This is a genomic window from Vibrio sp. 811 (assembly GCF_033339195.1).
Genome location: NZ_JAWOUB010000002.1, coordinates 188864 through 202558, shown reverse-complemented (window position 1 = coordinate 202558; position 13695 = coordinate 188864). Strand labels below are relative to the sequence as shown.

12 protein-coding genes are annotated in these 13695 nt (G+C 44.5%); 8 read left to right on the top strand and 4 right to left on the bottom strand.

Annotated elements, in window-relative coordinates:
- Nucleotides 1-12 precede the first annotated feature (12 nt).
- From aguA to R7Q46_RS04615, 4 genes are all read left to right on the top strand, one after another.
- Nucleotides 13-1095 (top strand): agmatine deiminase, encoded by a 1083-nt coding sequence (gene aguA / locus R7Q46_RS04630; protein WP_213871610.1) that lies wholly within the window; start codon nucleotides 13-15, stop codon nucleotides 1093-1095.
- Between the two features lie 54 nt (nucleotides 1096-1149).
- Entirely contained in the window at nucleotides 1150-2577 is a 1428-nt protein-coding gene (locus R7Q46_RS04625; protein ID WP_213871611.1) for an NAD-dependent succinate-semialdehyde dehydrogenase, read from the top strand.
- Between the two features lie 14 nt (nucleotides 2578-2591).
- Entirely contained in the window at nucleotides 2592-3863 is a 1272-nt protein-coding gene (gene gabT, locus R7Q46_RS04620; RefSeq protein WP_054730169.1) for a 4-aminobutyrate--2-oxoglutarate transaminase, read from the top strand.
- Nucleotides 3864-4382: 519 nt separating this feature from the next.
- A complete protein-coding gene (locus R7Q46_RS04615; RefSeq protein WP_195723099.1) occupies nucleotides 4383-5705 on the top strand; it encodes an EAL domain-containing protein in 1323 nt (440 codons plus the stop codon).
- Nucleotides 5706-5837: 132 nt separating this feature from the next.
- On the opposite strand, the gene R7Q46_RS04610 is transcribed toward R7Q46_RS04615, so the two are convergent.
- Nucleotides 5838-6725 carry a DMT family transporter gene (locus R7Q46_RS04610; RefSeq protein ID WP_064353868.1) on the bottom strand — a complete coding sequence of 296 codons (888 nt, stop codon included), beginning with the start codon at nucleotides 6723-6725 and terminating at the stop codon, nucleotides 5838-5840.
- A gap of 110 nt (nucleotides 6726-6835) precedes the next feature.
- On the opposite strand from R7Q46_RS04610, the gene R7Q46_RS04605 reads away from it, so the two are divergent.
- From R7Q46_RS04605 to R7Q46_RS04590, 4 genes are all read left to right on the top strand, one after another.
- Nucleotides 6836-7318 carry a MarR family winged helix-turn-helix transcriptional regulator gene (locus R7Q46_RS04605; RefSeq protein ID WP_053350391.1) on the top strand — a complete coding sequence of 161 codons (483 nt, stop codon included), beginning with the start codon at nucleotides 6836-6838 and terminating at the stop codon, nucleotides 7316-7318.
- A gap of 23 nt (nucleotides 7319-7341) precedes the next feature.
- On the top strand, nucleotides 7342-7695 hold the full coding sequence (locus tag R7Q46_RS04600; protein ID WP_005377801.1) for an MmcQ/YjbR family DNA-binding protein: 354 nt from the start codon (nucleotides 7342-7344) through the stop codon (nucleotides 7693-7695).
- Between the two features lie 119 nt (nucleotides 7696-7814).
- The gene (locus R7Q46_RS04595) at nucleotides 7815-8249 is read left to right on the top strand and encodes a DUF962 domain-containing protein (RefSeq protein ID WP_005377800.1); all 435 of its coding nucleotides are present in this window, start codon (nucleotides 7815-7817) and stop codon (nucleotides 8247-8249) included.
- A 202-nt stretch (nucleotides 8250-8451) separates the two neighbouring features.
- Complete coding sequence (locus R7Q46_RS04590; protein WP_005377799.1) at nucleotides 8452-8763, top strand: hypothetical protein; 312 nt, start codon at nucleotides 8452-8454, stop codon at nucleotides 8761-8763.
- A gap of 146 nt (nucleotides 8764-8909) precedes the next feature.
- Here R7Q46_RS04590 and R7Q46_RS04585 read toward each other — a convergent pair whose 3' ends face one another.
- Genes R7Q46_RS04585 through R7Q46_RS04575 form a run of 3 tightly spaced genes read right to left on the bottom strand, consistent with a single transcriptional unit; the run spans nucleotide 8910 to nucleotide 13665 of the window.
- On the bottom strand, nucleotides 8910-10001 hold the full coding sequence (locus tag R7Q46_RS04585) for a sulfate ABC transporter permease (protein ID WP_213972318.1): 1092 nt from the start codon (nucleotides 9999-10001) through the stop codon (nucleotides 8910-8912).
- Between the two features lies 1 nt (nucleotide 10002).
- Nucleotides 10003-10479 carry a hypothetical protein gene (locus R7Q46_RS04580; protein ID WP_017633987.1) on the bottom strand — a complete coding sequence of 159 codons (477 nt, stop codon included), beginning with the start codon at nucleotides 10477-10479 and terminating at the stop codon, nucleotides 10003-10005.
- 9 nt (nucleotides 10480-10488) lie between these two features.
- On the bottom strand, nucleotides 10489-13665 hold the full coding sequence (locus R7Q46_RS04575) for a response regulator (RefSeq protein WP_213972319.1): 3177 nt from the start codon (nucleotides 13663-13665) through the stop codon (nucleotides 10489-10491).
- Nucleotides 13666-13695 lie beyond the last annotated feature (30 nt).

Sequence of the window (13695 nt, the reverse complement as noted above, 5' to 3'; positions counted from 1 at the left end):
AGAGGCGTTAATATGAAGTTATCGACAACACCAGCGCAAGATGGCTTCTATTTTCCGGCTGAGTTTCAGCCGGTTAGTGAAGTTTGGCTAGCGTGGCCAGAAAGGAAAGACAACTGGCGTGATGACGCATTACCCGCGCAAGAAACCTTTGCCAGAATCGCGAACTTAATCGCGGAAGTGACCAAGGTGTGCGTGGCGGTATGCTCGCACAACTTTGACCGAGCGCGTCAAATGCTCCATTCAGACGTACGTTTGGTGGAAATCCCATTTAACGATGCGTGGATGCGCGATATTGGACCGACCGTGCTCGTGAATCAGGCGGGCGAGCGCCGTGGGATTAGTTGGCAATTTAACGCGTGGGGCGGCGAATACAACGGGCTTTACGATAACTGGCAGCAGGACGATCTTGTCGCTGGCTCGGTGTGCGACATCATCGGTATAGATTATTACCGCGCTCCGTTTGTACTTGAAGGTGGGGCGATTCACACCGATGGTGAAGGCACCCTTTACACCACAGAAGAGTGCTTACTTAGTCCGGGGCGAAATCCGCAATTGAGCAAAGCGCAAATCGAAGAGCAGTTAAAGGCGTATCTCGGCATCGAAAAAATCATTTGGTTGCCAAATGGTTTATTCAATGACGAAACAGACGGCCATATCGACAACCTGTTGCACGTTATCGCACCGGGTAAAGTGGTACTAAGTTGGACCGATGACCCAAGCGATCCGCAATACGCGTTATCTCGTCAAGCGGAACAAGTACTGAAATCTCAGCACGATGCGAGAGGGCGCGAGATTGAAATTGTCCGTTTGCCATTACCGGGTCCGTTGCATTACAGCGAGCGCGAAGCCAATGGCATTGACGCCAGTTCAGGAATGAGTCGACAAGCTGGCGAACGCCTAAGTGCCTCTTATGCGAACTTTCTTATCGTCAACGAGCATGTGTTCTTGCCGATGCTGGACGAAGAGACCGACGCTATGGCGATCGATATTTTGCAAAACGCGATGCCGGAGTACCAAATCATCGCGATACCGTCGAGAGAGGTTTTACTTGGCGGAGGGAACATTCACTGCATTACGCAGCAGATCCCTGCTTAAACATAAACTCGCCGCTGGCTTAGCGGCGATGATGAGTTGTCAAAAGGAATGACCATGCAACAGATACAAAACCAAACCCTTGTTTCGTTTATGGTAGCGAACCCACAACAGGGTATTGCAGTGACTAATCCGGCGACCGGAGAACTCCTCGGGTACGCACCAGTCTCAACCGAAAACGACATTTTAAATGGCATTGAACGCGCCAGTGTGGCGCAGAAAGAATGGGCGGCACTGCCAGCAAAAATGCGTGCTGGCATGCTCAATCGTTGGTTCCAACTCCTGTTAGAAAACAAAGCCGACCTTGGCCGCTTAATGACGTTAGAGCAAGGTAAGCCGCTGGCTGAAGCTCAAGGTGAAGTGCTTTACGGCGCGAGCTTTATCGAATGGTTTGCTGAAGAAGCGAAACGTACCTACGGTGAGACGATTCCTGCCCCAAGTGCGGACAAGCGTTTGGTGACCATCAAACAGCCAATTGGTGTTGCCTGTGCGATTACACCTTGGAACTTCCCAATTGCGATGATCACGCGCAAAGCAGGTCCAGCTTTAGCGGCAGGCTGTAGCTTTGTCGTAAAACCATCTGAATCTACGCCGCTGTCTGCGTTTGCGGTCGCTGAGCTTGCCTATCAAGCGGGTATCCCACGCGATGTGCTGCAAGTGGTATTGGGGGAAAACTCCCGTCAGGTCGGTGCTATCTTCACTTCGCATCCGTTGATTCGCAAGTTGTCTTTCACTGGCTCTACCCAAGTTGGTAGTGTGCTGATGCAGCAAAGCGCGGCGGACATTAAACGTACCTCAATGGAGCTCGGTGGCAACGCGCCGTTTATCGTATTCGATGATGCCGACATTGATGCTGCCGTGGCGGGTGCGATGGCGTCGAAGTTCCGTAACGCAGGCCAAACGTGTGTTTGTGCGAACCGTTTCTATGTACACAGCAAAGTGTATGACGAATTCGTTGCTAAGTTTGACGCTGCGGTTCAGCAGCTCAAAGTTGGTAACGGATTGGAAGAGGGGGTCAACATTGGTCCAGTGATCAGCGAGTCAGCGAAGCAAGGCATTCAGACGCTTATTGATGGTGCTATCGAGCAAGGCGCGAAGCCGGTTTCAGAACTTAAAAAGCTCGATGGTCTATTTATGCAGCCAGTGGTTCTCAAAGACGTTACTCACGACATGAAGATTGTTTCCGAGGAAATCTTTGGCCCTGTTGCGCCAGTGATTCGTTTTGACAGCGACGCACAGCTGATCGAAATGGCGAACGACACCATTTACGGTCTTGCGTCGTACTTCTACAGCCAAAACATCCACCGTGTTTGGAAAATCGCAGAAGCGCTCGAATACGGCATGGTTGGCATTAACGAAGGCATGATTTCTACTGAAGTCGCTCCTTTCGGCGGTGTTAAGCAGTCCGGCATCGGACGCGAAGGAGCAAAACAAGGTATCGATGAATACATGGACGTGAAATATCTCTGCTTTGGCGGCAACTAATTAAGGACAAAACAATGACAAACCAACAACTACACGAAAGAAGAAGCCAAGTTATCGCTCAAGGCATGGGCGCACTGTACCCACTTTACGTCGAGAAAGCAGAAAACGCTTACGTGTGGGATATTGAAGGCAACAAATACATCGACTTTGCAGCGGGCATTGCGGTAACTAACACGGGGCATTCTCATAAACGCATTAGTGAAGCGGTAAAAGCTCAGTTGGATAACTTCTCGCACACGTGTGCAATGGTCACGCCTTACGCGTCATTCGTTGAGCTGGCAGAAAAGCTGACAGAACTTGCACCAGGTGAGACTAAGAAGAAAGCGATTTTTCTAACCACTGGCGCCGAGGCGGTCGAAAATGCCGTAAAAGTGGCACGCGCTCATACAGGCCGTAGCGGCGTGATAGCGTTTAAAGGCGGCTTTCACGGTCGCACAAACATGACTATGGGGTTAACTGGTAAAGTTGCGCCATATAAAGCAGGCTTTGGTCCTTTCCCGAATGAAATCTATCACGCGCCGTACCCAAATGCGTTCCACGGCATCAGCGTTGAGCAAAGCTTACAAGCAATCGACGATCTATTTGCTTGCGATATCGAACCTTCACGCGTTGCGGCGATCATCTTCGAGCCAGTACAAGGTGAGGGCGGCTTCTACAAAGCACCTGAAGCGTTTGCACAAGGCTTACGTCAGCTGTGTGATAAGCACGGTATCATGCTGATTGCCGATGAAATCCAAACGGGTTTTGCTCGTACCGGTAAAATGTTTGCAACAGAGTACCTAGGCATTGAACCAGACCTAATGACAATGGCGAAAGGCATTGCTGGTGGTTTCCCAATCTCAGCGGTAGTTGGGAAAGCGGATGTGATGGACTCTGCACTACCCGGTGGTTTAGGTGGCACTTATGCGGGCTCGCCACTTGGTTGTGTTGCTGGTCTTGAAGTGCTGAAAATCATCGAAGAAGAAAACTTGTGCACTAAAGCGATGGGCATTGGTGAAGTGGTCAATGCACGAATGACTAAGCTGCAACAGTCAGTACCTGCTATCGGTCAAATCCGCACTACTGGTGCAATGATGGCGATTGAGTTTACTGACCCAGAATCAGGCAAACCACTGCAAGAGATGACCAAAGCGGTGATTTCTAAAGCGCAAGAAAACGGCCTTATCCTGCTTTCTTGTGGAGTAAAAGCGAACGTGATTCGTCTGTTACCTCCACTGACCATCGAATCTGACGTGCTAAATGAAGGCCTAGATAAGTTGGAAAAAGTGATTCTTGAAGTGGCGTAATTCACGCACTTTTAAATAGCAATAACAAATAAAGGAAGCGGTTGGCATCAATCGTTTCCTTTTTGTTTTTTAGCGTATCTGCTGCCTATCTAAAAAGTATTGCTCAAGATCCAAGTTGTCACTTTTATTACGGATGACTTAACAGTTGGGCTCGTTCTTACTTTTCACTTAGTCGCTACTTTGTTCTCCTCGAATGTGGTTTGGTGCTCACATTCTAAATCCCGACATCTGAAAGCCACTTGAGTCTATAATTTTATTGAGCGTCATTCCTCACTTTTTGGACTATAAAAATGAGATAGTATTCATATCCCACTTAGGTTGCTTGACAGATTAGCAGGACGAACTTTGATAACAAAGAATACAAGGTATGCCATTTTACTCGGCTTAGTTCCCATCGCCATATTTGTAGTGGCCTTTCATTCGATAACCAACTTTTACGTCAACTCGGTAAAAGCGTCGAAAATAGATGCTTACGTAGATTATTTAAATCAAAGGTCTGCCTATTTGGACGGAGCAATAGTGAAGCAGATTGCTCAGTTAGATTTTACTTGTAGTGATAGTGATGTAAGAACTTTACGCGACCCACGTTTTTATAACCGTTACATTCGTTTTATTGCGATGACCACAGAAGGCGGTAAAAAGTGTTCCACGGTTGGTAGTGAAGTGTCTCGCCCATCTAGTAGTGAACGATTTCAGATGGATGAAAACTTTTTCGCATCACTTATTTTGCCGCAACAGAATGACCAAATAGAGTGGATGGTCATTTATGATAATGAACACGTTGAAGTCTTCTGGGTGCTTGATAACAGTTGGGTTAACGAGGTAATAAAAACGCCTTGCAAAGACTGCCTATTTGTAGAGTTTAAGTATGATGAACCAATATTTGGTGATTTAACGATAAGCCGTGGCAAAGCGAATATTGCAGGAGAAGAAAACGCACTCTCAAAAGAGTTTTTCTTTTCAGGAGAGTCTCAAGCCAACATGCTCATAAAGATATACAGCGGTGAAAAACTTAAAAATTATGCTCAGGAAAGAGTACTTTTGTGGGGCGGTCTTGTAAGTGTGCTTGCTGGTCTTGCGACTGCCTTTGCATACATATCTGGTAAAAGCTTGAGAAAATCCATTACTGGTCTAATTGAAAATGGGATTAGTAATGCAGAATTTATTCCTTACTACCAGGCGATTGTCGATAGTCGCGATGGTAAGACAGTAGGATACGAAGCACTGATTCGATGGTCGCGGCGTGATGGAATGGTGCCACCAAATATGTTTATTGGTGCTGCAGAAGAAAGTGGCCTGATTATCCCGATGACCAATCAGCTTATTCGTAAAATCATACAAGACTTAAGTGACTTACCCGAGCATACGTGGGTCAGCATCAATATTGTTTCCTCCCATTTAGAGTCAGGCGTATTAACGAAGTTGCTGTCGGAGTTAAATTGGCCAATCTCGAATAGAATTCATTTTGAGTTGACCGAGAGAATACCAGTAAAAGACACTGAGGCCGCGAAAAAAGAGATTTTGTATTTAACGAATAAAGGCTACAAGTTCAAAATTGACGATTTTGGTACCGGATATGGTGGCTTTTCTTACCTACAAGATTTGGGCATCCGATGTTTAAAAGTGGATAAGATGTTTATTGATCCAATAGGATCTGACGACCAAAAATTGAAAGTGCTGGACTCAATTGTGTCTGCAGCGAACAAAGCGGAATGTGAGATGATTGCAGAAGGTGTAGAGAGCCAGGCTCAAGTCGAATATCTGGCTCAGCATGCGATTTACCTTATTCAAGGTTATGTTTACGCTAAACCAGAGCCCCTGACTAACCTTGCAAGCGCTTAATAGCCATAACGTCATAACATCCCGCTTTAAAGGTGCCAGTTTCCTAGGTTAGCGCTGATTTCTGCTGGTAGGCTCACACTTGAGGATTCCTAACACTCTCATTACTCCTAGAGTGTTAGGAATTAACGTTACTTAGGAGGAGAGTGCGGCTCTTTTCGTTTTGATTGACGTAATGAGCTGAGGTAGTAATGACATTACGATCATTCCCAGCATTAAGCTGTATTGCAGAGGAGTGAACGTTTCCCCCAATAGCAGTAGGCCCGAAACAATGCCTGCGACTGGGTTTGCAATACCACCAAAGGTAAAATCTACGACCGACATCCGCTGTAATAACCATACATACATGCCATACCCTAATGCGGTGTTCAGAATAATTACCCACAGTAACCCTAGAATATTCGTCATGGATACGTCCTGAACGACTGTAACATATGGCTCTGGATTGTTTATCGCCAGCACACTTGTTGCGATAGACATAATCACGCCACCCAAAATGAGCTGCCATGTTAGCACTGTCCACCAGTGCATTTTTGTACCTAGTGACTTTGTTACGCTACTTCCTATCACGATGCACATAATGGCGGAGATCATCGCAAGTAAGCCCACGGGTTCGAGAGAAATAGAGCTAGGATCAAATAAGAACCAAGCTAAAGCAATCAAAGTTGCGCCGCTTATCGCTTGAATGCCACTAGGCTGACGTTTGTAGACCGCCCAACCAAACAGCATCGCAAAAACGGGGACCGAAACCATACCAACACCAGAGATGGCAGAAGGAAGCGTCAACGCCATGACAAAAATGAGACCAAAGAAGCAAGCGATGTTGATGGTTCCTAAAACAAGCAGCACCTTCCACTCACTTCTTTTTGGAAACGAGGGCTTTATTGCCAGCAACAAAAGACCCGCAGGCAGTGCCCTTAGAGCGCCAAGTAAAACGGGAGGCCAGTCCGGTAGAGTAAACTGAGTAACAGCGTAAGTCGTCCCCCAAAAAAAGGCAGGAATCATCGCAAGTAAAATGTTCATGTTAAATATCTTTATGTAGAGATAATTAAATGTAACGATATCGGCAAGGTGGCTTTTTGTAAAGTATCTTTATGTTAAAATAAAAAACATATGATGTTTGGAGAGAAATAATGGATGCAATTGATAGAGTGGTAGAGCAGTGGGCTAGGGAGAAGCCAGACCTCGACACTGAACCGATGGCAATAATGGGTCGACTAATGCGAATTGCAAAACACATGGAATCTAGGGTCGCCGAGCTACATAAGAAGTACGATCTGAAAATGGGTGAATTTGATGTGTTAGCGACACTGCGTCGAGCTGGTTCACCATATTGTCTTACTCCCTCAGCGTTAATAGAGTCGATGATGCTCACTTCGGGTGCGATGACTAATCGCTTAGATAAACTAGAGAAGAAAGGGTTTATTACCAGAACCCATAGTAAAGAAGACCGACGTAGCGTCACCGTTGAACTAACAGAGCAAGGCTTAACCTTAATTGACAAGCTAATTTTGGAGCATGTAGACGTTCAGCAATCGTTATTGCATGGTTTAGAAGGCAATGAAAAAGCGCAGGTTAACCAGGCGTTAAAATTGCTATTGCCACAATTTGAATGAGAACGCAGAAGGAGGTAGGGGATATGAAAAGCAAAGAACTAGAACAATACTTAAGTACCTTCATGTGTGCAGAAAGCGATTTCCCATTTGGGCCTGAAGCGGTTGTTTACAAAATCAAAGGCAAGATGTTTGCCATCATTGCAGAGAGAAACGGTCGGGAGTATGTCAGCGTAAAAGTAAAACCAGAAGATGGAGAAGTCTTAACGTCGCAGTTTACGGACATTATCCCGGGTTATCACTTAAATAAGCGTCATTGGATAACGGTTTATTTTAACGGTGATGTCGAGGATGGGTTGATTCAAGACTTGTGTGAACGCTCTTATGCTCTTGTCGTTGCCAAGCTGCCGAAAGCACAACGAGCGTTGCTTGGTGAGTAATCGGCAACGCACTGGCCTCTGTTGTTTTGTCGCTCGTTGCTCGTAGCCTTTACGGAAAAATTCGCACCTTTTTCATCCTCGGGCTATATAAGAATAAGAAGGTGGAAAAGGGGAATGATATGCGAGCATTATCTGAATGGCTAAAAGAATACGGGGAGAGTCACCAAAACCCTATCAACCAAAAGATTCACACAATCGCAGTTCCAGGTATTTACCTTTCTGTGGTTGGACTTATTTGGTCGATTCCCCAGATTTCATTATTAGGCTTCGAACTTAATTGGGTTTGGGTAGCGGTGATCCCCACTTGGGTTTTCTATTTTCGTTTGTCTCTGAGTGTATTCATGATGATGATCGGCTACACATTAGCGTGCATTGGCCTTATTTGGTCGCTAGAGGTATTGATGTTGCCCGTTCTGCATATTTCTATGCTCTTGTTTGGCGTATTGTGGATATTGCAATTTATCGGTCACAAGATTGAAGGTAAAAAACCGTCGTTTTTTGAGGATTTACAGTTTCTACTCATCGGCCCGATTTGGGTGTTCAGAAAACACTAGCGATAAGCAAAATCAGGCATCATCCGAATGATACAAGACATATAACGTTCAGAGATTATGTAGCTCTTACTACATAATACCTCTCCTTCTTATTGCCACGACAAGCATTCACTTTAGATACGCACTATGATTAAAGAGGTGCCAACGCACTTTACGCTATCGAGATACTTAAACTTACGGCAAGTTTACTTTAGGGGGATGAATGTACGACCGACAATATAAATATGCCTATTGGAGAGAAGAGCGTAAAAAAGGCAAATGGCACTATATATTAAAGTCCTTCTTTATGATTTGTTGTGCATTACTGCTTGGTAAAGTCATCGGTTTGTTCATTTTTGGAGAGCTGCATTCTTTAAGCGACATTTGGGAACAACTCCCTGCGGATGTTTTTATTATGATGCTCGTGGGCTTTCCAATTAGTGTCCTTGGTTGGTACCACGAAGAGTCAAAGTTTTTCCGGGCACTGCGACGCAAAGAAAAGCGGTTAAAAGGCAATCAAAACAAACCGAAATAGAGTAACCTTTGTCTCTGTTTGGATTGCCACTTACCTATCTGAACGATTCTATCCCTTCCAGTCGTTTAGCGTTTAGTTACGTGTTGCAAAAAGCCTTCTTAATGCCACAGCCCCTAGTGTTGTGGAAATTGGTACTGTAAGAAACATTAAAAAACGAAGTTGAGCATTAGCGTATAAAGGCTCGCACTGTCATCCTTTGGGGCTGATGAAAACGCGCCAGAGCTATTATTGTAGGCGTTGAACCTTTGCCATTCTGCGTTCAGGGAAACGTTGTAATCTAGGTCATATCTCAACCCGAGTAAGAAACTGTCTCCACTTTTTTTATCCCGACTATTAAACTGCTGACCGTAAACAATATAAGGAGTTAGCTTGTTTACATTATAACTTGTTGTCGCGTACCAAGATGAGGAAAGATTGCTGGTCTGTCCTTCTGCCATAATCACAATGTTATCGAGCTCGTATCTTAACCCTAGAGAAAACAGATCGATCGTGTTGTTTTTTTCTGTTTCAACTAGACGGTCAATGATTGTGGTTCCGCCACCGGGAGTGGATTGCTCAATGTTAGAGAGCGTCGTTGTTTGATCATAATCGCCGTGGAGGTAGGAAAAATTCCAACGATAACTCTCTCCGCTTAGCGTTAAGTTCATCCCTGCAGTGTTGTTTGACTCAATTTCCAATTCAGTGCGTTCATTGATGGTTACGTCACTATTGTCTTTAAACCCGACAAACGGCATGGCGGTAAGTACGATTTGCTCATTAAGGTCATGAATCCAGCGTGCAGATAGGCCGTTATAAGCTGTGATACCTAGAATGCTGTCATATACCTCATTCGGTGGGCGGGCTTGGGTAAAAGCGTGGCCGACATAGTTGTACTCAGACATCAAAAACAGTGGCAGTCTTAAGCGTCCTCCTCGTATTTCTATGTTTTTATAGGTATAAGCCAAATACGCCCACTCGAGCTGAGGCGAGCTCCAATGGTCTTGCGGGCGCTTTACGACTTGTGCGGATGCCCGAAATGCCTTGTGAAAATAATCGAGCTGCATGCCGAAAGTGGTATCGCAATCGAAACAAGATTCATCGCCAATAAAGCGGTTAACTAGTACCGTAGTTGGGTTATCGGATTTTGCCCACGAAGTAGAGCCAAAACCACTTAAAGAAAGTTGTTCTGTTAGTTCAATCGTGGCTGAGCTCGGAAAGGTCGCGATACTCAGCGATAACATGGTTAAATATTTTTTCATATCAATTCTCCGAGCTAACCACACATAAAACATGAGCATTACTAGGGACGCTCGATGTTGGGGCATAACCAATTCTATTCGGCTTCTCTTGCATCCATGCTATGAGGTCATCAATGCTGGAGCGTGCAATCACTTTTGGCGGTCTAGCTTTACCTGAAAAAGACAAGCTTGCCCAATGCGCGTTCATTTGCGCTAAATTTTTGTTGAGAAGATAACGATAGAACTCAGCTCTTTCTGTTGATGTCGCAGGCCAGTCAGAGAGTTCAATTCGCTGGCCTTGTAAAAGTTGCGTCTTCCCTCTGTACAACTTTCGCGCTTTATTGACAGTGAGCGGAGAGAATTCGTCATTAAATGAGAAAACGGCGTAGCTCTCTGCAGCGAGAGCTTGGCAATTTAATGAAAGAAGGGCAATCAGAATAAACAGATAGCGTTTTATGTAACGCAAAGGAAAAGCAACGCGAGAATGATTTCTACTCATAGAATCCACCTACATTGCTTGTTCAATTTGATACAACAGTTTTTCTTTGCGCACAGGCTTTGGTACGTAGGCATCCATTCCTGAATCAAAGCAGCGTTGAATATCATCATCAACGACGCTTGCTGTTAATGCGATAATGGGCGTCTTAGCTAATCCTTTACTCGCTTCATAAGCTCTAATTTGCCTAGAAGCTTCAAACCCATCCATTATGGGCATCATGCAATCCATCAAAATAACATCAAACTTTCCATCTTTTTGGAACATTTCGACTGCAATTTGACCGTTTTCTGCGACTTCGAATTGATAGCCTGCTTTAGATAGCAATAGAGAAGCCACTTTCTGGTTCACTCTATTATCTTCGACAAGCAAGATGCGTTCGGAGCGAATAGGCGTTACCGTTGCTTCTGGTTGCTCAGAACTTGCAGGTAGTTCATGAGTTTTATCGGGGGTGGTGTTCTCTTGGTGTGGTTCAGCAGGCGTCGTGTTGGAAACGCGTAACCCTATTGCCTTATCTAACTTCTCTTTAAGCAACCCTGCTTTAAACGGTTTGGGCACATAGTCATCCATTCCAACGTCAAAGCATTTTTGTATATCGTCATCGACCACACTTGCCGTTAGAGCAATAATCGGAATTCTGAAAGCGCGTTTTTCTTTTACTTCTATTTGACGAATTATTTGGGTGGCTTCAAATCCATCCATTACGGGCATCATGCAGTCCATTAAAATTAGGCTGTATTGATTCTGTTGAAATTTCTCAACTGCTTCTTGTCCGTTTACTGCGACATCAAAGTCGAAGCCAGCTTTTGTGACGTGTAGCCCCGCGATTTTTTGATTGACCGTATTGTCATCAACGACCAAAATTTTCGGCAAAGATTTAACATGTTGCGCTGAAATGCTCTCTTGTTGTGCGTGCGAGAAGTTTGCCGCACAACTTTCAAGTGCTTTAATTAAGCGCTGCCCTAGTAGTGGCTGAGTGACCAAGGCGCTGATACTGCTTCTAAAGTCGAATTGTGGGCTATGAAGGTGCTTGATGAGGCAGACACGAATGTTTCGTTTACAAAGGCTTTCTATCTCATCGATATGCATCGCCGCTGCATTTGGTGATGCTTCTACATGAATAACGATAACGCGCTCGTTATCAATCCACGTTGGCAACGCACTTAAGGTATCTACTGACTGCGTTATATTGATGTTGAAAAAACTTAACTCGTTACGCAGTTTTTGTTCTAGTTGAGTACTGCTGCATACAATCCATATGTCGTTGTGATTCAGAGCGTGATAAGCGTTAAACTCTTGAGTCACCACAGGAGCAGTTAGTTCAAAGAAGAAGCGACTGCCTTTACCTTTCTCGGATTCAAGTTGAATTTCTCCACCCATTAGCTCAACTAATTGCGTGCTAATGGCAAGCCCAAGTCCAGTTCCCCCAAATTGTCGGGTAGTAGAGTTATCCTCTTGGGCAAATGGAGCAAATATTTTCTTTTGCTGCTGGGCATCAATACCAATCCCAGAATCTTTAACGGAAAACTCGATGACCGCTTCACCATTTTTTATTTCGCGGGTGATGACCGATAGCTCTACACTGCCTTGTTCGGTAAATTTTACGGCGTTAGACATGAAGTTCATGACAACTTGGCGTATACGATGGTCATCCAACATTACGTGGTAAGGCGTGTTACGGCTAATGTTGACTTGCACATCGATGCCTTTTTCCTTTGCTTTTGGTGAAATGATAGAAGCAATGTCATAGATAGACTCTCGAACACAAGTTGAATGTGGGCTAATGAGCAGCATCCCAGATTCAATTTTTGAGAAGTCTAGAACGTCATTAATTAAACTCAAAAGCAGTTGGGAGGAGGTTTCAATCGTGTCGACGTAATCGCGTTGTGTGGCAGTCAGGGAAGTATCGGATAAGACTTCAGAGATACCAATAACGCCATTTAGCGGCGTGCGGATCTCGTGGGACATGTTGGCCAAAAAGCTACTTTTGGCTTTACTCGCCTTAATTGCATCATCTTTTGCTTGTTCTGCATCTTCTTTAGCTTGTGTGAGCTTTAGTCTGGACAACATCCGCTCATCACTAAGCTTTTTTACCTCTCGAGCAAACTTACTCAGCTCGTCTTTACCCTTTATTAGTTGAGCAAGAGGTGAATTTTCAGTGTTACTTTGTTCATTGCTTTCGTTACTGAGAAATTTGAGGACTAGATTCAAGTTTCCAGTAACTTTTCGCACCAATCTTAGCGTTAAACTTACGACCAACAGCGTTAAAAGGCTCATCATTGCGATAAAGGTAAAGCGGTGCTGTGTCGTCGTGTTGATTGTCTTTGATATATCATCACTCAGCTGTTGTTCCATTTTGTCGTCAACACTTTGTAATAACGATAAGCGTTTGTTGAGTGCAGATAACCCCGCATCAATCTCATCCGGGGTTAATGATTTGAGTTGAGCTGGTTGCAATAAATAGGCACGAAACTCTTGGCTTTTGATAAAGACTTCACCCGTAAACGTCTCAATGAGCAGATCTACTTGTTGTTGATTGGCATTTAGCGTCACAAAACGCTCTAGAAATAGTTGTTGGTTCTGGACTAAAGATTGGATAGAAGCCTGTGTTGTGAGGTCATACTCGTTATTTTCCTCTGAAGATCGAATCAAATATTCGCTTAATCTATGCTCTTCAGTAGACCAAAACATCAACCATTCAAGTTGCATCAAAGAAGAAAGGTGAGTGTTTGTTTCATAACTCACATTTCTAAAATAGACTTTGTCTAAGCTCATGAGGATTTCTTTGAACGTATCAGCGCGCCACTCTGCCGCATCTAACTTTTCCTCTTGATTTTGCGAAGAGAGCATCGAGAGGGTTGCTTCCTCAAAGCTTGTCAACTGGTTTAGTATCTCAGCGCTTTCACCGAATACTGGTGCAGCGGTGTCGCGTAACAATTGAGATATCTGCTGAGTTTTTAGTTGCTTATCTATTACATCAGGGTTATTCGGTAGGTGATAAAGCGAAGATACGCGGTCGATGTAGACAGAGAATAACTGTGCTTTTTGTAGTTCCTGAGCCTGGATAGAAAGGCTTTGTACATGTTTACCCGCGAGGACAAGCAACAATAAAATTGGCAGCAAAACCAACCCAAATAGCTTTTGTTTTACCGACAGGTTGTTCCAAGAAAAGATTCCTACCACGCGCATTTCCATATCCAAGAAGTTGATATGAAAAGT

Bases quoted from the DNA above. Each gene is read 5' to 3' on its own strand.
- aguA (WP_213871610.1), top strand. From the start codon at position 13: ATGAAGTTATCGACAACACCAGCGCAAGATGGCTTCTATTTTCCGGCT.
- R7Q46_RS04625 (WP_213871611.1), top strand. From the start codon at position 1,150: ATGCAACAGATACAAAACCAAACCCTTGTTTCGTTTATGGTAGCGAAC.
- gabT (WP_054730169.1), top strand. From the start codon at position 2,592: ATGACAAACCAACAACTACACGAAAGAAGAAGCCAAGTTATCGCTCAA.
- R7Q46_RS04610 (WP_064353868.1), bottom strand. From the start codon at position 6,725: ATGAACATTTTACTTGCGATGATTCCTGCCTTTTTTTGGGGGACGACT.
- R7Q46_RS04605 (WP_053350391.1), top strand. From the start codon at position 6,836: ATGGATGCAATTGATAGAGTGGTAGAGCAGTGGGCTAGGGAGAAGCCA.
- R7Q46_RS04600 (WP_005377801.1), top strand. From the start codon at position 7,342: ATGAAAAGCAAAGAACTAGAACAATACTTAAGTACCTTCATGTGTGCA.
- R7Q46_RS04595 (WP_005377800.1), top strand. From the start codon at position 7,815: ATGCGAGCATTATCTGAATGGCTAAAAGAATACGGGGAGAGTCACCAA.
- R7Q46_RS04590 (WP_005377799.1), top strand. From the start codon at position 8,452: ATGTACGACCGACAATATAAATATGCCTATTGGAGAGAAGAGCGTAAA.
- R7Q46_RS04585 (WP_213972318.1), bottom strand. From the start codon at position 10,001: ATGAAAAAATATTTAACCATGTTATCGCTGAGTATCGCGACCTTTCCG.
- R7Q46_RS04580 (WP_017633987.1), bottom strand. From the start codon at position 10,479: ATGAGTAGAAATCATTCTCGCGTTGCTTTTCCTTTGCGTTACATAAAA.
- R7Q46_RS04575 (WP_213972319.1), bottom strand. From the start codon at position 13,665: ATGCGCGTGGTAGGAATCTTTTCTTGGAACAACCTGTCGGTAAAACAA.